The 23,765-nt window shown below is 49.3% G+C and carries 24 protein-coding genes; 3 read left to right on the top strand and 21 right to left on the bottom strand.

Features of this window, described 5'->3' with window-relative positions; genetic code table 11:
• Positions 1-39: 39 nt before the first annotated feature.
• The 13 genes from lpxA to rpsB all read right to left on the bottom strand — a co-directional run bounded on the left by lpxA (position 40) and on the right by rpsB (position 13,128).
• Positions 40-828 carry an acyl-ACP--UDP-N-acetylglucosamine O-acyltransferase gene (gene lpxA, locus AC6R0R_RS09885; RefSeq protein WP_334554546.1) on the bottom strand — a complete coding sequence of 263 codons (789 nt, stop codon included), beginning with the start codon at positions 826-828 and terminating at the stop codon, positions 40-42.
• Between the two features lies 1 nt (position 829).
• Positions 830-1,282 carry a 3-hydroxyacyl-ACP dehydratase FabZ gene (fabZ, locus tag AC6R0R_RS09880; protein ID WP_334554476.1) on the bottom strand — a complete coding sequence of 151 codons (453 nt, stop codon included), beginning with the start codon at positions 1,280-1,282 and terminating at the stop codon, positions 830-832.
• 155 nt (positions 1,283-1,437) lie between these two features.
• Positions 1,438-2,469, bottom strand: a complete 1,032-nt coding sequence (lpxD, locus tag AC6R0R_RS09875) for a UDP-3-O-(3-hydroxymyristoyl)glucosamine N-acyltransferase (RefSeq protein ID WP_487901274.1) — start codon at positions 2,467-2,469, stop codon at positions 1,438-1,440.
• Positions 2,470-2,475: 6 nt separating this feature from the next.
• Positions 2,476-2,985, bottom strand: coding sequence for an OmpH/Skp family outer membrane protein (locus AC6R0R_RS09870; RefSeq protein WP_334554472.1), 510 nt, complete (start codon positions 2,983-2,985; stop codon positions 2,476-2,478).
• 14 nt (positions 2,986-2,999) lie between these two features.
• Positions 3,000-5,423 carry an outer membrane protein assembly factor BamA gene (gene bamA / locus AC6R0R_RS09865; protein WP_500626552.1) on the bottom strand — a complete coding sequence of 808 codons (2,424 nt, stop codon included), beginning with the start codon at positions 5,421-5,423 and terminating at the stop codon, positions 3,000-3,002.
• A gap of 39 nt (positions 5,424-5,462) precedes the next feature.
• Positions 5,463-6,821, bottom strand: a complete 1,359-nt coding sequence (rseP, locus tag AC6R0R_RS09860) for a sigma E protease regulator RseP (protein ID WP_500626551.1) — start codon at positions 6,819-6,821, stop codon at positions 5,463-5,465.
• Entirely contained in the window at positions 6,818-8,026 is a 1,209-nt protein-coding gene (ispC, locus tag AC6R0R_RS09855) for a 1-deoxy-D-xylulose-5-phosphate reductoisomerase (protein WP_500626550.1), read from the bottom strand. The genes rseP and ispC overlap by 4 nt, the downstream gene beginning before the upstream one ends.
• Before the next feature lie 48 nt (positions 8,027-8,074).
• Positions 8,075-8,917 carry a phosphatidate cytidylyltransferase gene (locus tag AC6R0R_RS09850; protein WP_487901278.1) on the bottom strand — a complete coding sequence of 281 codons (843 nt, stop codon included), beginning with the start codon at positions 8,915-8,917 and terminating at the stop codon, positions 8,075-8,077.
• Between the two features lie 11 nt (positions 8,918-8,928).
• Complete coding sequence (gene uppS, locus AC6R0R_RS09845; RefSeq protein WP_334554463.1) at positions 8,929-9,684, bottom strand: polyprenyl diphosphate synthase; 756 nt, start codon at positions 9,682-9,684, stop codon at positions 8,929-8,931.
• 96 nt (positions 9,685-9,780) lie between these two features.
• Positions 9,781-10,338 carry a ribosome recycling factor gene (gene frr, locus AC6R0R_RS09840; protein WP_334554544.1) on the bottom strand — a complete coding sequence of 186 codons (558 nt, stop codon included), beginning with the start codon at positions 10,336-10,338 and terminating at the stop codon, positions 9,781-9,783.
• Between the two features lie 108 nt (positions 10,339-10,446).
• Entirely contained in the window at positions 10,447-11,178 is a 732-nt protein-coding gene (gene pyrH / locus AC6R0R_RS09835) for a UMP kinase (RefSeq protein ID WP_334554461.1), read from the bottom strand.
• 245 nt (positions 11,179-11,423) lie between these two features.
• Positions 11,424-12,266 (bottom strand): translation elongation factor Ts, encoded by an 843-nt coding sequence (tsf, locus tag AC6R0R_RS09830; RefSeq protein ID WP_334554459.1) that lies wholly within the window; start codon positions 12,264-12,266, stop codon positions 11,424-11,426.
• A 133-nt stretch (positions 12,267-12,399) separates the two neighbouring features.
• Positions 12,400-13,128, bottom strand: a complete 729-nt coding sequence (gene rpsB / locus AC6R0R_RS09825; protein ID WP_334554457.1) for a 30S ribosomal protein S2 — start codon at positions 13,126-13,128, stop codon at positions 12,400-12,402.
• Between the two features lie 375 nt (positions 13,129-13,503).
• Between rpsB and map the strand changes: the two genes are divergently transcribed.
• The 3 genes from map (at position 13,504) to AC6R0R_RS09810 (ending at position 17,622) form a co-directional block, all read left to right on the top strand.
• On the top strand, positions 13,504-14,382 hold the full coding sequence (map, locus tag AC6R0R_RS09820) for a type I methionyl aminopeptidase (protein WP_487901279.1): 879 nt from the start codon (positions 13,504-13,506) through the stop codon (positions 14,380-14,382).
• A 97-nt stretch (positions 14,383-14,479) separates the two neighbouring features.
• The gene (glnD, locus tag AC6R0R_RS09815) at positions 14,480-17,101 is read left to right on the top strand and encodes a bifunctional uridylyltransferase/uridylyl-removing protein GlnD (protein WP_500626549.1); all 2,622 of its coding nucleotides are present in this window, start codon (positions 14,480-14,482) and stop codon (positions 17,099-17,101) included.
• A gap of 137 nt (positions 17,102-17,238) precedes the next feature.
• On the top strand, positions 17,239-17,622 hold the full coding sequence (locus AC6R0R_RS09810; protein WP_334554450.1) for a DUF3461 family protein: 384 nt from the start codon (positions 17,239-17,241) through the stop codon (positions 17,620-17,622).
• Between the two features lie 92 nt (positions 17,623-17,714).
• Here the strand turns inward: AC6R0R_RS09810 and pgpA are convergent, their stop codons facing one another.
• The 8 genes from pgpA to nrdR form a co-directional block, all read right to left on the bottom strand.
• Positions 17,715-18,218 (bottom strand): phosphatidylglycerophosphatase A, encoded by a 504-nt coding sequence (pgpA, locus tag AC6R0R_RS09805; protein ID WP_500626548.1) that lies wholly within the window; start codon positions 18,216-18,218, stop codon positions 17,715-17,717.
• The gene (gene thiL, locus AC6R0R_RS09800; RefSeq protein ID WP_500626547.1) at positions 18,215-19,192 is read right to left on the bottom strand and encodes a thiamine-phosphate kinase; all 978 of its coding nucleotides are present in this window, start codon (positions 19,190-19,192) and stop codon (positions 18,215-18,217) included. The genes pgpA and thiL overlap by 4 nt, the downstream gene beginning before the upstream one ends.
• 60 nt (positions 19,193-19,252) lie before the next feature.
• Positions 19,253-19,720: a transcription antitermination factor NusB gene (gene nusB, locus AC6R0R_RS09795; RefSeq protein ID WP_334554444.1), complete on the bottom strand. Its 468-nt coding sequence runs from the start codon at positions 19,718-19,720 to the stop codon at positions 19,253-19,255.
• Positions 19,720-20,190 carry a 6,7-dimethyl-8-ribityllumazine synthase gene (gene ribH / locus AC6R0R_RS09790; RefSeq protein WP_053408902.1) on the bottom strand — a complete coding sequence of 157 codons (471 nt, stop codon included), beginning with the start codon at positions 20,188-20,190 and terminating at the stop codon, positions 19,720-19,722. Before ribH ends, nusB begins: the two co-directional genes overlap by 1 nt.
• 130 nt (positions 20,191-20,320) lie before the next feature.
• Positions 20,321-21,427 carry a bifunctional 3,4-dihydroxy-2-butanone-4-phosphate synthase/GTP cyclohydrolase II gene (ribBA, locus tag AC6R0R_RS09785; protein WP_500626546.1) on the bottom strand — a complete coding sequence of 369 codons (1,107 nt, stop codon included), beginning with the start codon at positions 21,425-21,427 and terminating at the stop codon, positions 20,321-20,323.
• A 46-nt stretch (positions 21,428-21,473) separates the two neighbouring features.
• Complete coding sequence (locus AC6R0R_RS09780; protein WP_500626545.1) at positions 21,474-22,127, bottom strand: riboflavin synthase; 654 nt, start codon at positions 22,125-22,127, stop codon at positions 21,474-21,476.
• A 1-nt stretch (position 22,128) separates the two neighbouring features.
• Positions 22,129-23,229, bottom strand: a complete 1,101-nt coding sequence (gene ribD, locus AC6R0R_RS09775) for a bifunctional diaminohydroxyphosphoribosylaminopyrimidine deaminase/5-amino-6-(5-phosphoribosylamino)uracil reductase RibD (protein ID WP_500626544.1) — start codon at positions 23,227-23,229, stop codon at positions 22,129-22,131.
• Between the two features lie 26 nt (positions 23,230-23,255).
• Complete coding sequence (nrdR, locus tag AC6R0R_RS09770) at positions 23,256-23,705, bottom strand: transcriptional regulator NrdR (protein WP_334554434.1); 450 nt, start codon at positions 23,703-23,705, stop codon at positions 23,256-23,258.
• Positions 23,706-23,765: the final 60 nt, after the last annotated feature.

The raw sequence follows: 23,765 nt of genomic DNA, 5'->3' as shown, positions 1-23,765 counted from the left end.
TTCCTAGACAGCCTTTTAGACATCGAGCGCAGGCCGCGATTAACGAATAATGCCGCGTTCTGTATTTTCCAGCATGTGCGAGAAGCGGCCGACAGAGGCAAACTCTTTCGCCATTTCCGCCAAGATAGGTTTCACCTCTTCCATGGTTTTGCCTGAGCGGTAGATTTCTTTGTACGCTTTTTGTAGGGCGCGAATCTCCGCTTTTTCAAACCCATTGCGCTTAAGGCCAACCAAATTCAAACCAAATGGAGTGGCGTGGTTACCTTGCGCTAAGACATAGGCAGGCACATCTTGGACGACCGCAGAACAGCCACCAATATACGCGTAAGCCCCCACCGTACAGAAAGGGTGAATCGCTGATAGTGCCATCACACCCGCGTAATCTTCCAAGGTGACATGACCACCTAAAATCGCGTTGTTTCCGATGTGTGTATGGTCACCAACAATCACGTCGTGTGCGATGTGTGCGTTAACACACAATAGGTTGTCGTTACCAATGACCGTCGTCGCTTTGTCTTGCACCGTGCCACGGTGGATCTGCACCGCTTCACGAATGACGTTGCGATCGCCAATCACCACCGTTGTCTCTTCGCCGCCGTATTTCTTATCTTGGTTCTCTTCACCAATGACCGCGTGCGGGAAGATACGGTTCTCTTTGCCTATCGTCGTATGACCTTTGATCACGACATGGGACATGATTTCTGTGCCCTCACCAATCTCCACTTGGCCGGAGATGTAAGTGAAAGGCCCAACGGTCACATTCGCAGCGATGGATACGTCACCTTCGATGACCGCAGAAGGGTGAATTTGAGCCGTCTCATGAATCATATTAGAACTCTCGACGAGCACATTTAAGCTCTGCTGAACAAACCACTTCGCCATCAACCGTTGCTACACCATTGAATGCAGCAATGCCGCGGCGCTCTTTCAAAAATTCTACTTTGATCACCAGTTGATCGCCTGGAGTGACCGGTTTACGGAACTTGGCTCCGTCGACACTGGCAAAGTAGTACAACTCGTTCTCAGAAGGCGCACCAAACGATTTAAACGCCAGAAGACCGGTCGCTTGTGCCATCGCTTCCAAAATCAGTACGCCAGGGAACACTGGGAGTTGCGGAAAATGACCCGTAAACTGAGGTTCATTGACTGAAACATTTTTGATCGCCGTGAGGTACTGCGCTTCTTGGAAATCCGTCACACGGTCAATGAGCAAGAATGGGTAGCGATGAGGCAACAATTCCTGAATTTCAGTAATGTTCATCGTTTTATTTTCAGTAGTCAAAGTCATATTCCTATGTTGAATGCTAAATTCTTTTAAGTTGTGGCGCATTATAGACGAAAAAGGCTCGCAAATCGCGAGCCTTCGCTGACAAAAACGCATGAGCCGCCAGATAGACATAGCAGCGCTCAACGCGCGAGTGCCTGTGGCACACCCTGTTAGTCAGGCTGTTGGTTTTCCAACTGCTTTTCGACCGCTTTCAAACGCTTGTTCATCTCATCAATGCGATGAACACGAGCGGCGGTTTTACGCCATTCACGATTGGTCTGCAGAGGAATACCTGACGAATACATGCCTTTCTCTTCAATACCACGCATCACCATGCCCATACCGGTAATGGTAACGCCATCGGCAATCTCAATATGACCATTGATCACGCTGCCGCCACCAATGATACAGTACTTGCCAATGGTGGTACTGCCAGCAACAATCGTACCACCCGCCATCGCGGTACCATATCCGATGTGTACGTTGTGCGCGATTTGCAGTTGGTTATCAAGAATGACGTTATCTTCAATCACCGTATCGTCAAGCGCGCCACGGTCAATCGTGGTACATGAACCGATTTCAACTCGGTTACCAATACGAACGCTACCAAGCTGAGGAATTTTAACCCACTCACCTTTCTCATTGGCATAGCCAAAGCCGTCTGAGCCAATCACAGTGTTGGCTTGCACTAGACAGTCTTCACCAAGAGAGACTTGATGATAAATGCTCACATTCGGCCATAGCTTGGTGCCTGCACCAATTGAGGCGTTTTTGCCAATAAAGCAGCCCGCGCCAATCGAGACATTATCACCCAGTGTTGCGCCTGACTCGACCACCGCATTCGCACCAATCGAGACATTGCTGCCCAGTGTCGCATCCGCGGCGATAACGGCACTTGGCGCGATTTCAGCCGCCGGCATAGGCGTAGTGTCTAGCGCTTGCGCCACTTTGGCGAATGCCACGTAAGGGTCGTTGACAACAAGCACGTTGCCGTGGCATTGCTCTCGCTGGGCCTCTTTGACCATCACCACAGTGGCTTGGCACTGTTCTAAGTGCTTGGCGTACTTTGGGTTAGAAAGAAAAGTGACGTGGCCCGTTTGGGCCTTGTCCATCGGGGCAACCATAGTGACGGTCGCCGTTGCGTCGCCATACAATTGACCCGAGGTAATCGTTGCCAGTTCGGCAAGAGTCAGAGTTTTCATAAACGATTATTTAAGTGCTTTGATCACATCTTCAGAAATATCGAATTCAGGCTTACCGTATTGCAATGCAGTAATATCGATCACGAGATCGTAGCCTTCTTTTTCAGCAATTTTGTTCACCGCGTCTTGAATCACTTTAAACAGTTTCTGCTTCTCTTGTGCTTCACGACGAGCAGACGCTTGCTCAAGAGATTGACCTTTAATGCGGAATTCATTTTCGAGCTGCGCAATTTCAATACGCGCTTTTTCGACGTCTTCTTGGCTCATCAGCTCAGCATCACGCTTGAGCTTCTCCACTTTGGTACGCGCTTTCGCTTCAATCGCTTTTAGCTCGTCCGCTTTGTCTTTAAAGTCTTCCTGCATTTTCTGCAGAGCGACTTCACGTTGGGGCAGAGCCTGAAACACCATGGCGGTATTGATGTAACCAATTTTTTGCGCCGCTTCTGCTGCATGAGCAAAAAGAGAAGACGTCATAATAACAAGGCCAAGGCCCGCCGCTTTGATAGTTTTGTTCACTGTAAAATTCCCCTTTAGAAGGTTCTGCCGATTGTGAAAGTGAAGAATTCTTCGTCATCACCTTCGTATTTCTTAATAGGTTTCGCGACCGAGAAGACCAATGGTCCCATCGGAGACATCCATTGCAACGCCGCACCGTATGATGCGCGATAGTTGGTTGGATCTGAGTAATCCTCATAGTATTGAGTGCCCGCATAACTCGCATCGTAGTTAAACTCGGTATCCCACACACTTGCCGCGTCGACGAACACACTGGTTCGGATTTGGCTGCGCACTTCATCAGACGCAAATGGCGTCGGTACAATCAGCTCCATACTGGCCAGCGCGATAGCATTACCACCAACCGAGTCGTCCGTTGCCACCACACAGCCGTCGTTTCCACTGCTTGGAGGACAGACGCTCGAGTTGCTGGAGTTGTAAACCGCCCTTGGACCTGCTGAGTTAGAACCAAAGCCACGTAATGTGGTGAAACCACCCGCGTAGTAGTTCTCATAGAATGGGAACAGGTTATCGTTGCCATCCGTTTGACCGTAACCGTTACCGTAACCCAAGCGACCACGCATCAACAAGGTAAACTCGTGCTTTTTAGTCAATGGCACATACTGTCTCACGTCGTACTGCAGCTTAAAGTACTGTGCGTCTGAGCTAGGCACGGTGGCCTTGGCGAACGCACGTTGGTAGTTACCTGCTGTTGGGAAGTAGCCCTTGTTGAGGTTGTTACGCGTCCAAGAGACATTCACGTCAAAATCTTGAGTGATGATGTTATCGCTTTCACCTTGACCAATACTGGCAGCAAACTGCTGCGCCTGATCGTAGGTGGGCACGTTACCGATGTTGTTATGGGTGTAGCCTACCCCGAATTCGAAACGGTTGAGTTCATCAAACGGGAACCCCCAAGTCACACTAGTACCATAACTTTCGTTGGTGTAGTCGATGATCCCCGCTTCTGAGGCTTCAAATTCGTTGTAGAAAATCTTACCGCCCATACTGACACCATCGAGGTTCCAGTACGGATCACGATACTCAAGGCTGACGTTCTTCTGGTAGTCGTTCATCATTGCACTGATACCGACGCGATCTCCAGAGCCCGCAAAGTTATCTTGTTGCAAACCGACCTGGAAACTGACCCCCGACTCAGTGCCGTAGCCAACACCAAAGTTAATGCTGCCTGAGTTGGCTTCTTTGACGTTGTAGACTAAGTCGACCTGGTCATCACTGCCCGGGACTCGTACCGTCTGGACATCGACGGTTTCGAAGAAGCCCAAACGGCTCAAACGGTTTTTACCTGTTTCGATCGCGCGCGAGTTAAGCCAACTGCCTTCCATCTGACGCATTTCACGGCGCAGCACTTCGTCTTTGGTCGCGTTGTTGCCGACAAAGCGAATATCACGAACGTAGATACGATTGCCCGCCTCGACATTGACAATCAGAGAGACCTGCTGATTTTCATCATCAAATTCAGGAATGGTAGTCACTTGTGGATAGGCATAACCGGCTTCACCCAGTACGCGCTTGATGTTCTCTTCAAGAGAGGTCACGGCAGAGCCATTATAGATTTCGCCGTTTTCGAACGTGACCAAATCTTGCAGCTCTTGCTCTTTACCGATCAGTTCACCACGGAATTGGACATCTTTGACGGTGTACGGCAAGCCTTCTGATAACCCCAGCGTGATGTACACCCCTTTTTTATCGGGTGAAATCGCGACTTGCGTCGAATCCACTTGGAATTTTAAGTAACCACGATCCAGGTAGTACGATCTTAAAGCTTCAATGTCGCCCGCTAAGACTTGCTTTTGATATTTATCATCGGCGAGGAAGTTCCACCATGCAACATCCACATTAAGATTGAAACGGCTCAGCAGCTCTTCATCTTCGAAGACTTCATTGCCGATAAAGTTGATTTGTTGGATTTTCGCAGAGACACCTTCAGAGAAGACGAATTTGACATCACTACGGTTACGCGGCAGCGGCGTCACGACTGCTTTGACTGACGCGTTGTATTTACCCACGCTGTAGTAGAAATCTTCCAACCCTTTCTCAATATTGGATAGGGTAGTGCGATCCAGCGCTTCACCGACGCGCATTCCAGAGGCGTCAAGGTTTTGCTGCAACTGCTCTTCTTTGATCGCCTTATTCCCAGAGAAAGAGATGCTGGCAATCGTTGGGCGCTCTTTGACTTGCACCAACAACACATCGCCATCGCGAAGCACTTTGATGTTCTCAAAGTTACCTGAATCGTAGAGTGCACGAATGATCTCAGAAACGTCTTGCCCATCGACAGTGTCACCGACACGGACAGGCATTTTCAAAAGCGCCGCACCGAGAGCCACACGCTGCAACCCTTCGATCTGTATGTCTTCAACCACGAAGCTCTCGGCACCGTTTGCGCTCACACTCGTCGCGAGAAGCGTCGCAAACAGAATATTTTTCATCGCCATATTTGTTTTAGTTATTCCTTTCTACACCCTTCGCCCCGTTTAAAGACGAGCAAAATCATTGAAAATCGCCACTGCCATGAGAGAGAAGATAATCGCACCGCCGATACGGTAACCCATTTCCTGGACTTTTTCAGGCACAGGGCGTCTGATTATGGCTTCAATAGCAAAAAACAATAAATGTCCACCGTCGAGCATCGGCAGTGGAACGAGGTTTATAATGCCTAAGTTCACGCTGATAAGCGCAAGGAAACCGAGAAAATAGACCAAGCCATAATCGGCGGTCGTTCCTGCCCCTTTCGCGATCGAAATCGGTCCACTTAGGTTGTTCAATCCAACATCACCGACAATCAGTTTTTTCAGCATACTGATGGTCAAGGTGATCACTTGCCCGGATTTTTCAATCGCTTTACCGACTGATTCAAATACACCAAATTGCAGGTCGAAGCGATAGCTTTGCGGCCATTCTGCGACTTCTGGAGCAATTCCCGCAAAACCAATCACTCGCTGGTCTGAAAGCGCTCGGCTGTCTGGCGTTAAAGACACGTCCACAGACTGGCCATCACGCTCCACCTTGAGTGCAAGCGCGCGATTAGGGCTTGCTTGAATGGTCTCGACGACCTGCTGCCAACTCTCGACAGCCCGTCCATCGATACTCACTAACGTATCACCGACAAGCAGGCCAGCACGTTCACCGGCACTTCCCTCGCCGACATTGGTCAAACGAGCGGAAATCTCTGGCGTAAAGGGAATAAATCCAAGCGCTGACATAGCAGACTGCGTCTCAGGGTCAAAGTTCCATTCATCTAAATAGAGCACTTTGGTTTCTTCGACCCCCACACCGTCCGCCGGTGCGACGGTCAGGGTCAATTGACTGTCGCCAATATGGCGGATAAGCCCCATATTGACCGACTCCCAATCTGCGGTTTTGACGCCGGAAACCGCTTTAAGTTCCATGCCAGGTTCAAGACCGGCTTGCGCCGCAATCGAGTACGGTGTGACTTGTCCCACGACCGGTTTCACCGCAGGGACACCAATGATGAACACCAGCCAATAGGCAAAAATAGCAAACAGGAAGTTGAATGCTGGGCCTGCCGCGACAATGGCGCTTCGCTTCCACAAAGGTTTACGGTCAAAGGCGAACGCTTGCTGATCCGCGGGCACATCATCCACTCGGCCATCGAGCATTTTCACGTAGCCACCGAGAGGGATCAAAGAAATAGAGTACTCGGTGCCATCTTTGCCGACTTTACTCCATATGGATTTACCAAAACCGATAGAGAATTTTTCGACTTTTACGCCACAGCGGCGCGCCACCCAAAAATGGCCAAACTCATGCACGGCGACCAAAATGCCTAATGCAATGATAAATGAGATAAAGTTCCACAAAATACCGGTCATAGTGTCCGTCCGTTCATGGTTTCTATGGCGAATGCACGTGCCATACTATCGAGCTCTAGAATGCTATCCAAACTATCACATTGCCCCTGACCACGGCTAGCACAGATCCGATTAGTGACCTGCTCATTGATGCGAGCGATGTCAGTGAACGCCAGTTTACGATCAAGAAAAGCCTGCACTGCAACTTCGTTGGCCGCATTGAGCGCTGTGGTCGCATGCTGGCCTTCAAAACAGGCATCGATGGCCAATTTCAAGCAGGGGTAACGTTGGTAATCCGGCTGTAAAAAGGTCAGTTCGCCCACTTGAGTAAAATCTAACGGTGCCACACCAGCAGCAATACGCTCAGGGTATGAGAGTGTCAGCGCAATCGGCGTTGCCATATCCGGCTCGCCCATCTGAGCCAAGACGGAGCCGTCACGATATTGCACCATTGAGTGGATCACAGATTGAGGGTGGATCAGAACTTTGAGTTGCTCGCGGCGAGCATTGAACAGCCATTTTGCTTCAATAAACTCAAGCCCTTTATTCATCATGGTGGCCGAATCCACCGAGATTTTTGGCCCCATGGACCAGTTAGGATGAGCAATCGCTTGTTCTGGGGTCACCTGCTCTAGACTCGCAATGTCGCTGTAGCGAAACGGCCCGCCAGAACCGGTCAAGAGAATATGGCTAATACCCTGCTTTTCAAGATCGCAGCGCCCTAGCTCCGTTTGCGCCTCGACGGGCAAACATTGGAAGATGGCATTGTGCTCACTGTCGACAGGCATTAACTCCGCGCCATACTTGGCAACCGCGTCGATAAAAAGTTGCCCAGACATCACCAACGCTTCTTTGTTGGCAAGCAGCACTCGCTTACCGGCTTTCACCGCCGCCATGGTCGGTAACAAACCGGCCGCGCCGACAATAGCCGCCATCACGGTATCTACATCCTCCAGCGCTGCCATTTGGCACATCGCATCCACACCAGATAAGACATCAATGGTGAGCGACTCTCCGGCTAACGCTAACTTGAGCGCGCGCGCAGCATCATCGCTCGCCATGACCGCATACTGGGGTTTCCACTTAAGGCACAACTGGCGCATTTTCTCGACATTGTGTCCCGCGACTAAAGCAACGACCGAGTAGTGTTCACGATTCTGTTCGAGCACCTTAAACGTACTGTCACCAATCGAACCTGTCGCGCCGAGTATTGTCAACTTACGCATAGTAGTTACAACCAAGAAGGTAAAGGCAAGCGCCCGCTTGCCTTAGAATTAGAAAATGAAGTAGAGCAGCGCAAACACGGGAAAGGCAGCCGTCAAACTGTCAATGCGATCCAATACACCGCCATGACCAGGAATGATGTTACTGCTGTCTTTAATGCCAGAGACGCGCTTAAACATGCTCTCTACCAGATCGCCCAATACTGAGATAATCACCGTCGCTAAGGTAATCCCGACCATCACAAATGCGTTGGTAAAGGGAATCTCAAACCAATGTGAAAAGCCCCAAGCAACTAAACTGGCGGTCACCATTCCGCCCACTAACCCTTCAATGGTTTTATTCGGGCTCACTTTAGGTGCCATTTTATGTTTACCGATGCTTTTACCGACAAAGTAGGCACCACTGTCCGCCGCCCAAACAATCAAACAGACAAACAGAACCAAACGCGCGCCGTGGAAAGGATCGCTATAGAGGTCCTGCGCACGTAGCATCACCACGCTCCAGAAAAAGGGCAATAGCGTTAAGATTCCGAAAAGGTGTCTGAGCAGCGTAGAACCCTGCCACAGTGTGGCGGATTTGGGATAGGTAATCGCTAGCACGCTGGCAAAAAGCCACCAACCACAACCTAAGCCTAGTAAAGTAAGGTGGGATAAGGAAATCTCATTTAAGCTGTACGCATCAAATGGGACAAAGAACGCACTGACCGCAAACAGTATCGCTGCAGGGACAAGTGCTAAGTAGCGGGATTTGGCCTCGACAAATTGAGTCCACTCCCAAAAACCTATCATAGTGACCACGGCCAGCGCCGCCATAAACGTAGGTAAAGACAGTTGAAAGATGCCTAAAATGACTAACGGAGCAAGGATAAGTGCCGTTATTATTCTTTGCTTCAAACTTAAATCCTTTATTCGCTTTTCATCAATGCCTTGATTTGTTCACCTGTACACCCGAACCGTCGTTCGCGATTAACAAACCAAGTCACTGCTTCGACAAGACTATTCTCGTCAAATTCTGGCCAGTAGATCGGCGTAAAGTAGAGCTCAGCATACGCCATCTGCCATAGCATGAAGTTGCTAATTCTACACTCTCCACTGGTTCGAATCATCAAATCGACCTCAGGAATGTCGTTCATCGACAAATGATCGGTCATTAATGATTCAGTAATCTCTTCTGGTGCAAGTTCACCGCGAGCCACTTTGCTGGCAATCGCTTTGGTCGCTTCCACAATGTCCCATTTGCCGCCGTAATTCGCCGCAATATTGATCACCATTCCGCTATTGTTCGCCGTTAAGGCTTCTGCAGCGGCAATTTTCTCTTGCAAGCGTTCATTAAAACGGGACTTGTCACCAATGATCCGAAGCTTGAGGTTATTCTTATGCAGTTTCTTTACTTCTGATGACAGCACAGAAATAAACAACTCCATCAACACGCCGACTTCTTCTTCTGGTCTACGCCAATTCTCGCTACTGAAAGCAAACAAGGTGATGGCCTTGATGCCGAGTTTAGCGGAAGTCGAAATCGCCTTACGTACCGCTGCCACCCCATTTTTATGGCCAAAGACACGCGGTTTACCTTGTGCTTTCGCCCAACGGCCATTGCCGTCCATGATGATTGCGATGTGTTTAGGGAGTACGTCAGGTGAGAGTTGAATGTTTTGCATAAGAGGGATTGGGTTTCCAGCAGGGTCGAAGAGATGCAATAAAAAAACGCTGTGCTGTTCGCCCAGCGTTTTTACTCATGGGCAGTTTAATGACTATTAAACTTCCATCAACTCTTTTTCTTTTGCTGCTAGCACTTCGTCAACTTTCTTAACCGCTGCGTCAGTCAGTTTCTGAATTTCATCTTGTGCTTTGCGATCTTCGTCTTCAGAGATCTCTTTGTCTTTCAATAGCGCTTTAAGGTCGCCATTGGCATCGCGACGAATGTTACGAATCGCCACGCGAGCACCTTCTGCTTCACCGCGAACGATCTTAACGAGGTCTTTACGACGCTCTTCTGTTAGTGGTGGCAGAGGAACGCGGATGATGGTGCCCGCAGACATTGGGTTTAGGCCCAAATCAGACATCATGATCGCTTTTTCTACTTTCTGAGTCAGCTCTTTGTCGAATACCGTGATCGCCAGTGTACGCGCATCTTCCGCAACAACGTTCGCGACTTGGTTTAGCGGTGTTGGTGCGCCGTAGTACTCTACTGAAATACCAGAAAGAAGGCTTGGGTGAGCACGACCAGTACGTACTTTAGATAGGTTGTTTTTTAGCGCTTCAACGCTTTTTTCCATGCGCTCTTGAGCGTCTTTTTTGATTTCGTTAATCACAATATCACCTTGATGTGTCATTCTTATCGAAGTCTCCCCACTAATGGGATGACGACCTTCGAAAGGCAATACCGTAGCCAACACAATGCTCGCTACGGTTGAATTCAATTAGTTTGCAGAGCTAATCAGTGTGCCTTCAGCTTCACCCATAACCACGCGGCGCAGTGCGCCAGGTTTGTTCATGTTGAACACACGAATTGGCATTTTGTGGTCACGAGCCAGAGTAAATGCGGCTAAGTCCATTACTTTCAGTTCTTTATCAAGAACTTCAGCGTAAGATAGCTTATCATACAGCTCCGCGTCTGGGTTGGCTACTGGGTCTGCAGTAAATACCCCGTCCACTTTTGTCGCTTTGAGAACCACGTCAGCTTCAATCTCAATACCACGCAGACACGCTGCTGAATCTGTTGTGAAGAATGGGTTACCTGTACCGGCAGAGAAGATCACAACGCGACCTTGGCGCAGCTGGCTGATAGCATCGGCCCAGTTGTAATCATCACACACACCTTTTAGAGGGATAGCGGACATCACGCGCGCGTTCACGTACGCTCGGTGCAGCGCATCACGCATCGCAAGACCATTCATTACTGTTGCTAGCATGCCCATGTGGTCACCGACAACTCGGTTCATACCTGCTTCAGCAAGACCGGCACCACGGAACAAGTTACCACCGCCGATAACAACACCCACTTGAACGCCCAGTTCAACGAGCTCTTTTACCTCTTGAGCCATACGATCAAGGATCGTAGGGTCGATACCAAAACCTTCTTCGCCTTGTAGAGCTTCACCGCTCAGTTTTAACAGAATACGTTGATATGCTGGTTTAGGGTTTGTCGTCATGGAGTCTACCTTCCAATAAAGAGTGTGGTTGATTAACAGTCATGGATAGAGGTAAAAATAAAGTTCATAGACCCTAGTTCCTAGAGAAGAAATCCACTCTAGACTCTAGGAACTCGGCACTAGGCACCTAGGAACTCGCACCGAGTCACTATCACCCCTATTCATCACGGCTAATCGTTTGCCCGCTAGTCATAAAAAGACCGCAGCCTTGGCTACGGTCTAAATAGTAAGCGCTACACTAAGGATTAACCTTTTTGAGCTGCTGCTACTTCTTCAGCAAAGCTCATTTCTGCGCCTTTCTCGATACCTTCGCCAACTTCTAGACGAACGAACGTAGCAACAGAAGCGCCTTTCTCTTTCAGCATTTCGCCTACAGATTTCTTAGGCTCCATGATGAACGCTTGACCTGTTAGAGAGATTTCGCCAGTGAATTTCTTCATGCGGCCGATAACCATCTTCTCAGCGATCTCTTGTGGCTTGCCTTCGTTCATAGCGATTTCAACTTGAACTTCTTTCTCTTTAGCCACTACGTCAGCTGGTACGTCTTCTGGGTTAACGTACTCTGGCTTAGACGCAGCAACGTGCATTGCAACGTGCTTAAGAGTTTCAGCATCGCCTTCACCCGCTACCACAACACCGATTTTCTCACCGTGACGGTAAGAAGCGATTGCAGCACCTTCAACGTACTGAACGCGACGGATGTTAATGTTTTCACCGATCTTAGCAACTAGAGCAACACGCTCTTCTTCGAATTTAGCAACAAGCTCTTCAGCAGATGCTTTAGACGCTAGCGCGTCTGCTGCTACTTTCTCTGCGAATGCAGTGAAGTTGCCATCTTTAGCAACGAAGTCAGTTTGGCAGTTAACTTCAAGAAGAACAGCAACACCGCCTTCTTCTTTGATGATGATTGCGCCTTCAGCTGCTACGTTACCTGCTTTCTTAGCAGCTTTCGCAGCGCCTGATTTACGCATGTTCTCGATTGCTAGTTCGATGTCAGCGTTTGCTTCAACAAGCGCTTTCTTACATTCCATCATACCTGCGCCAGTACGTTCGCGCAGTTCTTTAACTAGAGCAGCAGTAACAGCCATTCTCTATTCCTCAGTTGATTCTGGATTGGGTAAAAAACAGGGGCCTACACACGTTCGGCCCCTATTGATAACTATAACTCAGTTTATGCGACAACAAGATTGCACATAAACCAAGTGTGACACGGAGCCGCTATTATTCAGCTTCTACGAAACCGTCTTTTTCAGCAGCTGCAGCTACGTCTTTGTTACGACCTTCTGTAACCGCTTGAGCAGCAGCGTTTAGGTATAGCTGTACTGCACGGATTGCGTCATCGTTACCTGGGATAACGAAGTCAACGCCGTCTGGGTTAGAGTTAGTATCAACAACAGCGTAAACTGGGATACCTAGGTTGTTTGCTTCTTTAACTGCGATGTGCTCGTGATCAGCGTCGATAACGAATAGAGCGTCAGGTAGGCCGCCCATATCTTTGATACCACCAAGAGATTTCTCTAGCTTCTCCATTTCGCGAGTACGCATTAGAGCTTCTTTCTTAGTTAGCTTGTCAAAAGTACCGTCTTGAGACTGAGCTTCTAGGTCTTTTAGACGCTTGATAGACTGACGAACAGTTTTGTAGTTAGTTAGCATACCGCCCAACCAGCGGTTGTTAACGAAGTACTGGTTGCTAGCAATAGCAGCTTCTTTAACAGCTTCAGATGCAGCGCGCTTAGTACCTACGAAAAGAACTTTACCTTTTTTCTCGCCAACTTTCGCTAGCTCAGCAAGCGCTTCGTTGAACATTGGTACAGTTTTTTCTAGGTTGATGATGTGAACGCGGTTACGAGCACCAAAGATGAATGGCTTCATTTTTGGGTTCCAGTAACGAGTTTGGTGACCGAAGTGAACACCAGCTTTCAGCATATCGCGCATTGATACAGTTGCCATTTTAAAATCCTCTATGGGGTTAGGCCTCCACATTCCCCATAACTCCGACTAGGCTTCTGCCCAGCACCCCGGAATATGTGTCGGAATGTGTGTGATTTAAAGATAAATGTGTTTGGATGTTGCCCGCTTCGCCACCTCAACGCATCAAGGTGAAGAGAACAGACCGCAATTCCGGCGCGCTTTATATCATATTTTTGTGTTGTTTGGCTAGAAAAAAAACCACTTTCACCGCGTCCAAACCCCGCGAAATCACCGACCGTCACAGCAACCCTAGTCATCTTAAGGATTTATCGAGATTACACTTTCGCCCCTCTTCCTGTTAGAATGCGGCCATTCGCACCAGAGCGTGCTGACAGTGTTAGATAGAGAAAGCCGATGTCAATTAAGATCAAAACCGCACAAGAAATTGAACGCATGCGCATAGCTGGCGCATTGGCCGCTGAAATCCTAGAGATGATCGAGCCGCACGTCCAAGTCGGCGTAACGACCGATGAGCTCAACCAGATTTGTCACGACTACGCCACCAGCAAAGGTGCGTACTCTGCGCCACTCGATTATCATGGTTTCCCGAAATCTATCTGTACTTCGATCAACCACATTGTGTGTCACGGCATTCCTGCCAACCAAGATGAAATGGGTAGCAACGGTCAGATGAAACCGGCGGTGTTAAAAGATGGCGACATCATCAACATCGACATCACAGTGATTGTTCCCGATGATGAAAACGCCGATCTTTCCGTGCGCCCAGCAGGCTACCATGGCGATACTTCGAAGATGTTCTTAGTGGGTGAGGTCTCCCCTGCCGACAAGCGCTTGTGTATGGTGACACAAGAAGCCCTGTACGTTGGGATGCGTAAAGTCAAACCGGGTGCTACGGTTGGCGATATTGGCAGTGCCATCGAGAAATACATCAAAGAGAACAACAAGAAAAACCCACGTAATAAGTTTTCTATTGTCAAAGACTTCTGTGGTCATGGTATCGGCAACGAATTCCATGAAGAGCCACAAATTGTTCACTACAAGAACAATGACCGACGTGTGTTGAAAGAAGGCATGTGCTTTACCATCGAGCCTATGATTAACGCCGGTAAATTTGGTGTCAGCGTCGACGCCGAAGATGACTGGACGGTCTACACTGGCGATGGCAAAAAATCCGCTCAGTATGAGCACACCATAGTAGTAACGAGCAACGGCTGTGAAGTGCTGACACTAAGAAGCGATGACACCATCCCACGCCTGATGAACAACGATTAACGATTGAATGGAATATCCCCGCTTACGGGGATATTTTTTTATCTGACTAACTTTGCTAGATTCCTAATTAGGATTTTTTGCTGCATGGATTCGCTGTATGCCCTTTCAAACCCCTTTAGCGCTCGACGAGTCGCAACTCTCCGTCGCCGAGCTTAAACAGCAACTGGAACAGTTTGCTGAACATCAAAAGAATGAATTTCTCAACCATCACCCAGTGACTGACCTTGTCCTAGGTCGCTCTGACTACATTGATTTGCTATTAAATCGACTGTGGCAACATTTCGGTTTCGCCAACTTACCCAACATCAGCTTAGTTGCGGTAGGCGGTTATGGCCGCGGTGAGCTACACCCGCTCTCGGATATTGATATCCTGATTGTCTCTCGCCATACCTTACCGGAAGCGTTGGCCGCCAAAGTCAGCGAATTTATTACCCTGCTGTGGGATTTGCGCCTGGAGATTGGTCACGCCGTGCGTACGGTTGAGCAATGCGCGCAAATCGGCCGAGAAGACCTAACCGTTGCCACCAACTTACAAGAAGCCCGCTTGTTGTGTGGCTGTGAAGAGACCTTCCACAAGCTGAAGATGGAAATCCATTCAGAGAGCTTCTGGCCAAGCGAAATCTTCTATCAAGCGAAAGTACAAGAGCAACGTGAGCGCCATGCGCGCTATCACGACACCACCTACAATCTGGAGCCCGATATTAAGTCAACTCCAGGCGGACTGCGGGATATTCACACCTTAAGCTGGGTCGCAAGGCGCCATTTCGGGGCCACTTCTTTGTTAGAGATGAGTAAATATGGCTTTCTCACTGACGCGGAATATCGTGAGTTGGTCGAATGCCAAGATTTCCTTTGGCGCGTGCGTTTTGCCCTGCATCTACAGTTAAAGCGCTACGACAACCGCCTCACCTTTGCCCACCAAGCCCAAGTTGCCGAGCTGCTCGGTTTTCAAGGTGAGGGTAATCGAGGTGTGGAGAAAATGATGAAAGAGTTCTACCGCACGCTGCGCCGTGTGGCTGAACTCAACAAAATGCTGCTTAAGTTGTTCGACCAAGCGATTCTGGACAATGGGATTGAGGCCGAGCCTATCATTCTCAGTGAGGATTTTCAGCGCAGAGGACACCTAATAGAAGCGCGTAAACCTGCATTGTTCCAAGCGCGTCCTGAAACCATTCTGGATATGTTTTTACATATCGCCAACGACTCCACCATTGATGGCGTCGCGCCCTCCACTATGCGCCAACTTCGCACCGCACGACGCCGTTTGAACAAGTTTCTTCACACTATCCCAGCAGCGCGTGAAAAGTTTATGGATCTGTGCCGACACCCGAACGCCCTCACTCGCGCCTTTACACTGATGCACAAACTCGGAGTATTAGCCGCCTATTTACCGCAATGGAGTCAAATTGTCGGTCAGATGCAGTTCGACTTATTCCATGTCTACACCGTCGATGAGCACAGCATGCGCTTGCTGAAACACATTCACACCTTTAGCTTTGCGCAAAATCACGACAAGCATCCGATTTGCTGTGAAATCTACCCACGAATTCAAAAGAAAGAGCTCTTGATCCTTGCGGCGATTTTTCATGATATCGGTAAAGGGCGCGGCGGCGATCACTCGGTGATTGGTGAAGGAGAAGCCTATGATTTCTGTATTGAGCATGGTTTGTCGAAACCTGAGGCCAAACTGGTTTCTTGGTTGGTTCGTCATCACCTCTTGATGTCTGTCACTGCTCAGCGCCGAGATATTTACGATCCTGAGGTGATCACTGAGTTCGCCAAGCAAGTGCGGGATGAAGAGTATCTGGAGTACCTAGTCTGCCTAACCGTCGCTGATATCTGCGCCACCAACCCTGAACTTTGGAACAGTTGGAAACGCACACTGCTCGCTGAGCTTTTTTACTCGACGCAACGTGCCTTACGCCGCGGTTTAGAGAACCCTGTCGATGTACGTGAGCGCATCCGTCACAACCAGCAGTTAGCTTCTGCGCTGCTGCGCAAAGAGGGGTTCAGTGCCAGAGAGATCGAAGTACTGTGGCAACGCTTTAAAGCCGACTACTTCTTAAGACACACCCACAAACAAATTGCGTGGCACTGCGCGCATCTGCTGCGCCATGACGATCCGGCTAAGCCATTGATCTTAATCTCTAAGAAAGCAACCCGAGGCGGAACGGAAGTATTTGTCTACAGTAAAGACCAACATGCTCTGTTTGCGACTGTGGTAGCCGAATTAGATAGGCGCAATCTCAACGTTCACGATGCGCAGGTTATGACCAGTAAAGATGGTTATGTGTTAGATACCTTTATGGTGTTGGATCAACACGGTGAGGTCATTGATAAGACGCGCCACAAGGCACTGATTAAGCACTTGGTTCACGTACTCGAAGATGGCCGCCCAACCAAGATCAAAACCCGTCGAGTGCCGCGTAACCTGCAGCACTTCAAGGTGAAAACACAAGTCGACTTTCTGCCGACTAAGAGTAAAAAGCGCACCTTGATGGAGTTTGTGGCCCTCGATACCCCAGGACTGCTTGCCACGGTAGGGGCGACATTTGCCGAATTGAATCTCAACCTGCACGCCGCCAAAATCACCACTATTGGTGAGCGGGCTGAGGACTTGTTCATTATCACTAGTGATCACACCGGCAAGCTCAGCGAAGAAGAAGAGCAACGACTGCGTGAGACCTTGATCAAGAACGTGGCGGAGTTGGCACCGTAAGCGATCTCGTCCACAAGTTACAAAGCTGATTAAAAAACAACTATCTACCACGATCATAGGCTGCTACATTAACCTATGAACACTTTGTTTCCCTTCCCGGATGGGAAGGGGTTACTACAACACAAAAGAGGTAGCTTATGTTTCCAAACCTCACTGGTTTAGGTATTCACGAGCCTAAGCAAATTGAGCGCTATTCACTTCGTCAAGAAGCGCACAAGGATGTGTTAAAGATCTATTTTCGTAAGCAAAAAGGCGAATTGTTTGCGAAAAGCGTAAAATTCAAATATCCCCGCCAAGTCAAAAACGTACTCGTCGACAGTGGCAGTCACCAATACAAAGAAGTGACTGAGATTAATCGCAATTTAACGCTGGTTATCGATGAATTGAACCAAATCACACGACCAGAAAAAGCGGCTGAAACGGATGTGAAACAGAAAATCTTGTCCGATCTTCGTCACTTAGAGAAAGTGGTCGCCAGCAAGATTGCCGAGATTGAAGCCGATTTAGAGAAGCTGAAATAAGCGTACTCTCAACCTAGAAAGACAAAGGACAGCGCAGTTGCTGTCCTTTTTTATCGCGTTCTATATCTAGCTGTTTCTATGACTACACTCTGCTATAGCCAGCCTGCATATCGACCAATGAAATAGAGTGACACCGCTGCCATGACGCCAGCGACGATATCATCAATCATAATCCCTAAGCCGCCGTGGATACGCTTATCGAGCCAGCCGATCGGCCAAGGCTTGACCATATCGAAAAATCGAAACAAGACAAATCCGGTCAACAGCCACTTCCAATCCGTCGTCGACAGATTAAACAGAGGCACCACCAGCATGGTGATCCAAAAGCCAGCAAACTCATCCCAGACGATCGATCCGTGATCATGCACGCCCATGTCATCAGACGTCACTTGGCAAATTTTGACGCCAATCCAGCAAGAGAACAGCACCGCCACAATATAGAGTGGTAACGGTAGCTGGACTAAAAAAAGATAAAAAGGCACCGCAGCTAAGGTGCCCATGGTGCCGGGGACGATAGGAGAAAGCCCGCTGCCAAAGCCTGTCGCAAGTAGATGCCACGGGTTTTTCAGCGAAATAAGTGCTAAGGGATTTGTCATACTGATTCACTAAAATGATCATAGCCTTGTCGTGGCCATGTCATTGGTTGTCCTTTTGTGTGAAGTTCCCAGTGACCCTGTGGGCGAATTTGGCCGATGCAGGTCACTTTACAATTACAGTGTGCTAGCGCACTCTCAATGGAGCCACGATTGGCCTCGCTGACGGTAAAACAGAGTTCGTACTCTTCGCCGCTCGACAACGCCATTTGCTGAGCACGTTCAGTGCTGGCCAAAAATGTCACCAGTTCATTAGAAACAGGAAGCGTGCTCACGTCAAGGCTTGCTCCAACCTCTGAGCATTCAAGAATATGCCCAAGATCAGCAATTAACCCATCAGAGATATCGACCGCGGCACTGGCGAGCCCCAACAAGGCTTGTCCGACCAAGACACGCGGCGTTGAATAGTAATGTCGATGTACTAACTCGCTTGCCAAAGGCTTTTGGGCCAAGCTTGGATCAAGGATCACATCCAACCCCGCTTGGCTATCACCAAGCTCTCCGGTGACGTAGATCCAATCCCCTACTTGGGCCCCATCTCGGCGTAGCGCTTTATTTGGGTCTACGTATCCCTGTACTGTTAAGGTCATACTGAGCGGCCCTTTGGTGGTGTCTCCGCCAATCAGTTGAATATCGAAATAGTCCGCCAATTGGTAGAATGCGTCACAAAATCCGCTCAACCAAGACTCATCGGCCTCAGGTAGGGTGAGCGCCAACGACACCCAAGCAGGTGTTGCTCCCATCGCCGCTAAATCACTGATGTTGGACGCCAACGCTTTGTGCGCAACAGCGTGAGGATCGGCATCGAGGAGGAAATGGGTCCCCGCGACTAAGGTATCGGTGCTGATCGCAATCGCCAGATCACTGCCTGGTGGTTGGACTAGCGCACAGTCATCGCCTGCCGCCAACAGCACGTCTTTGCGCTGCCCTTGTCGACCAACAAAATATCGATTAATTAGGTTAAATTCACTCGCCATAGAGAATTTCTCACATAAAAAAGGTCAGCGCTTGCTGACCTTTTATCTCAAACTACTGAGTTACTTTTTACGTACGTGTGGTGCGGCTTTATCCAGCACACCATTGACGAATTTGTGGCTGTCTTCTGCAGCAAACACTTTTGCCAACTCAATCGCTTCGTTGATGACCACTTTGTAAGGAACATCTTCGCGGCGAGTCATTTCATACATCGCAAGACGAAGCAACGCAAGCTCCATCATGTCCAAATCTTGCATTGGACGCGCGGTGTATGGGCGAATTTTGCTGTCTAGCTCTGTGTGACTTAGCACAACACCTGATAACAGGTCACGGAAGTAGGCAACGTCTGTATCTGGAGCAGAAAGCGCTGGCTCTTGAGCGTGGTGCTCTTCTTCATCGTACTTACCGCCCGATAAGAACTGCTCTTCAATTGTGGCAACATTTTCTTTGGTAATTTGCCAAGAGTAGATTGCTTGTAAAGCAAATCGACGTGCATTACGACGTGCGGCTGGTTTCACACTGGCCCCCATTAGGAATCAATTTCGGATAGAACGTTAATCATCTCAAGTGCGCTTAGTGCAGCCTCTGCACCTTTATTACCAGCCTTGGTTCCTGCGCGCTCAATTGCTTGGTCAATTGTATCAACGGTCAATACGCCAAACGCCACTGGTAAACTGTATTCCAATGAGACTTGAGCAAGACCTTTGTTACATTCACTACAAACATAGTCAAAGTGTGGTGTACCACCACGAATCACCGTACCAAGCGATACGATCGCGTCAAATTTACCGGTTTTTGCAACACGTTGAGCAACCAATGGCAGTTCAACTGCACCAGGGCAACGCACAACGGTGATGTTCTCTTCGCTAACTTGTCCATGACGCTTTAAAGTATCGATTGCACCAGACAATAGACTTTCGTTAATAAAACTGTTGAAACGAGAAATAACGATAGCAATTTTTGCATTTGGCGCTGGGAAGCCACCCTCGATCACTTTCATAAGCTTTCCTTTAACTATATTCATCAAGTGAGAATCGCCGGATTCTAGCACAAATTTGTGAGCAATATCTAATGGAAATTCGCACCGACTGGGGAGGTGGCAGACGATGCCACCTTCCACTCAATCCTGCTTATTCGCAGACGTACTCAACGACATTCAAACCAAAACCACCCAATGCATGGTATTTTTTGTTGGTCGATGACAGCAGACGCATATCATGCACACCGAGATCCGCAAGAATTTGCGACCCAACGCCCACGCGACGTGATGTACCTTGACGCTTGGCCAGCGTCGGCGCTTCCCCTTTGTCTTGCGCTTCAAACATCTTGACGCGGTGGATGAGTAAATCGGTCGACTCTTCGTTACCCAAAATCACCAATACACCGCCCTCTTCACCGATGCGCTTCATCGCCGCATCCAGGCTCCAGCTTCGGTCTGCGTTCCGGTTACTGTGCAGCAAGTCAGTAAAGGTATCTTGTAAGTGAACACGCACCAATGGGGTTTGTGTCATCTCACCTTTGCACAACGCGTAATGGACTTGGTTGTCAATAACATCGCGGTATGTGACCAATTTGAACTCACCAAACTCCGTCGGCAATTGGCACTCCGCTACGCGCTCAATGGTGGTTTCCGTGTTGTTGCGATACTCAATCAAATCGGCAATGGTGCCCAGTTTGATGTCGTGCTTTTGCGCAAACACTTCCAGATCAGGGCGACGCGCCATCGTGCCGTCATCATTAAGGATTTCAACAATCACGCCTGCGGGCTCAAGACCTGCAAGGCGAGCCAAATCGCAGCCTGCTTCGGTATGACCTGCGCGCGTTAACACGCCACCTTCTTGGGCGGCCAGCGGGAAAATGTGCCCGGGCTGAACGAGATCCGCCGCTTTAGCGTCTTTTGCCACTGCGGCTTGTACTGTACGGGCGCGGTCGGCGGCAGAGATACCCGTTGTCACCCCTTCAGCAGCCTCAATCGACACCGTGAAGTTGGTGGTGTACTGCGCATTATTGTCTTGCACCATAGGTGGCAATCCGAGCTTTTCACAGCGTGATTTGGTCATGGTCAAACAGATCAAACCGCGACCGTGGGTTGCCATAAAATTGACCGCTTCCGGCGTGACGTGCTCCGCCGCCATGATCAAATCCCCCTCATTTTCACGATCTTCATCATCCATGAGGATGACCATTTTACCCAAACGAATGTCGTCGATGATTTCTTGAGGCGTACTAATTGGCATGATTCTGTTCCTTATTATTGGCGCGGCTTTTGCGGACGTTCCGTCACTACGCAAATCCGTTTTGTTGTAAGAATTCGAGTGTTAGGGTGGATTCTGGCTGTGCAGAGGTGGAGGCCGTTAATAGACGCTCCATGTAACGGGCCAAGACGTCGACTTCGAGATTGACTTTACGCCCGACGTGGAAGTCGGCAATGGTGGTCTCTTCTCCCGTATGCGGCACGATAGTGAGCTTGAAAGCGTTTTTACGTAGCGCATTCACCGTTAAGCTAATTCCATCAACCGTGATGGAGCCTTTCTCTGCCACGTATTTCGCGATGGATTCCGGCATCGAGACCCAGAACTCAATCGCGCGACCGACACTGTTGCGCTCAACGATCTCGCCAACACCGTCCACATGGCCGGAGACAATATGACCGCCAAATCGAGTGGTCGGCAGCATGGCTTTTTCAAGGTTAACTTTGTCGCCCGCTTGATAATCAGCAAAGCCGGTTTTTTGCAGTGTCTCGAGGGATAAATCGGCGCTGTAACTGGTCGCGGTGTAATCCACCACCGTTAAGCAGACACCATTGGTCGCAATACTGTCGCCCAGTTTGACATCGCTCATGTCCAATTTACCGACCTCGACGGTCACACTGATGTCTTCCCCTTTTGGGGTGATGGCAGATAGGATCCCTACTGCCTCTACAATACCTGTAAACATATTAGGATTCTTTGTTAGCTAGTTTGGCGACAACACGAATATCTTTGCCGACCATACGAATATCTTGAATATCGAGCTCGATGCATTCACTCATGGCACCAAGCCCTAAAGCACCGAGCAGGCCTCGTCCATCACTGCCCATCAGTTTAGGCGCGACGTAGAGAATCAGCTCATCCACCAATCCCGCTTTGAGCACACTTTGCGCAAGCGTTGGGCCCGCTTCAATCCATAGCTGATTGATGTTGTGATCTTGGGCTAAGCTGGCGAACGTAGCAAAGAGATCCACACGTCCATCATCCCCGAGCGGTGCGTTGAGAGCGCCATTTGGCCCCACCACCAGCACCTCGCCCGGTGTATTAAAGAGTTTAAGCTCTGGATGAAGCTGCCCTTGCCGGTCCAAAATGACACGCACTGGCTGACGGAGATCGGTGGGTGAGTATTGAAGTTTCAGCGACGCAGGCAAGTCATCAAAACGGACATTAAGTGAAGCATCATCGGCGATCACCGTTTGGCTAGTGGAGAGAATCGCACTGCTTTGCGCTCGGTAGCGCTGCACATCCTGACGGGCTTCTGGACTGGTGATCCATTGGCTCTCCCCATTGCTTAGCGCCGTTTGTCCATCAAGGCTCGCCGCTAGTTTCAATTGTACATAAGGCATTTTGCTGTGCATGCGCTTTAGGAAGAATGGGTTTAACGCCACGGCATCTTGTTCGAGCAGCCCGACTTGGACCTCAATACCCGCGCTGCGTAGCATTTCAATACCACGACCTGCCACTTGCGGATTAGGATCTTGCATCGCGCAGACAACCTTCGCGACTTGGGCATTGATCAAGCCTTCCGCGCAGGGCGGCGTGCGACCATAGTGAGAGCACGGCTCCAAGGTGACATAAGCGGTCGCCCCTTGCGCCTTGTCGCCTGCCATACGCAGCGCATGTACCTCAGCATGAGGCTCACCGGCTCGAAAGTGGAAACCTTCACCGACAATGTCGCCATCTCGGGTAATGACACAGCCAACATTAGGATTCGGCGCTGTGGTGTATTTCCCACGCTGTGCGAGTTCAATGGCGCGCGCCATCATTTGATAATCTTGTGCACTAAACATGCTCGCCTTTCACCACGCTTAACCGTTTAATCTTCGAGCTTGGCGATCTCTTCACCAAACTCACGAATATCTTCAAAGCTGCGGTACACAGACGCGAAACGAATGTAAGCCACTTTATCGAGCTCTTTCAACTGCTCCATGACCAGATTGCCGATCATCTCACTCGGCACTTCTCGTTCCCCCGTCGCACGCAACTTAGACTTGATCATGCTGATGGCCAACTCTACGGCATCGGCACTCACCGGACGCTTCTCAAGCGCTCGTTGCAAACCACCAATCATTTTATCTTCATTGAATGGCTCACGATTTCCGTTGGACTTGATGACTTTCGGCATCACCAATTCCGCGGTTTCAAAGGTAGTGAATCGTTCACTGCACGCTAAACACTGCCTGCGGCGGCGCACCTGGTGGCCGTCAGCTACAAGACGAGAGTCGATCACTTTAGTATCGTTCTCAGAACAAAAAGGACAATGCATATCACCTCCATATTAGTGGCAAACAGTGTAACGGAAATCCAAGAAGTTAGAAAAGCAAAA

Source organism: Vibrio sp. R12-SW3-ISO1 (assembly GCF_059834005.1).
The sequence above is the reverse complement of the archived record's forward strand: the minus strand, read 5'-3'. Positions and strand labels throughout refer to the sequence as shown.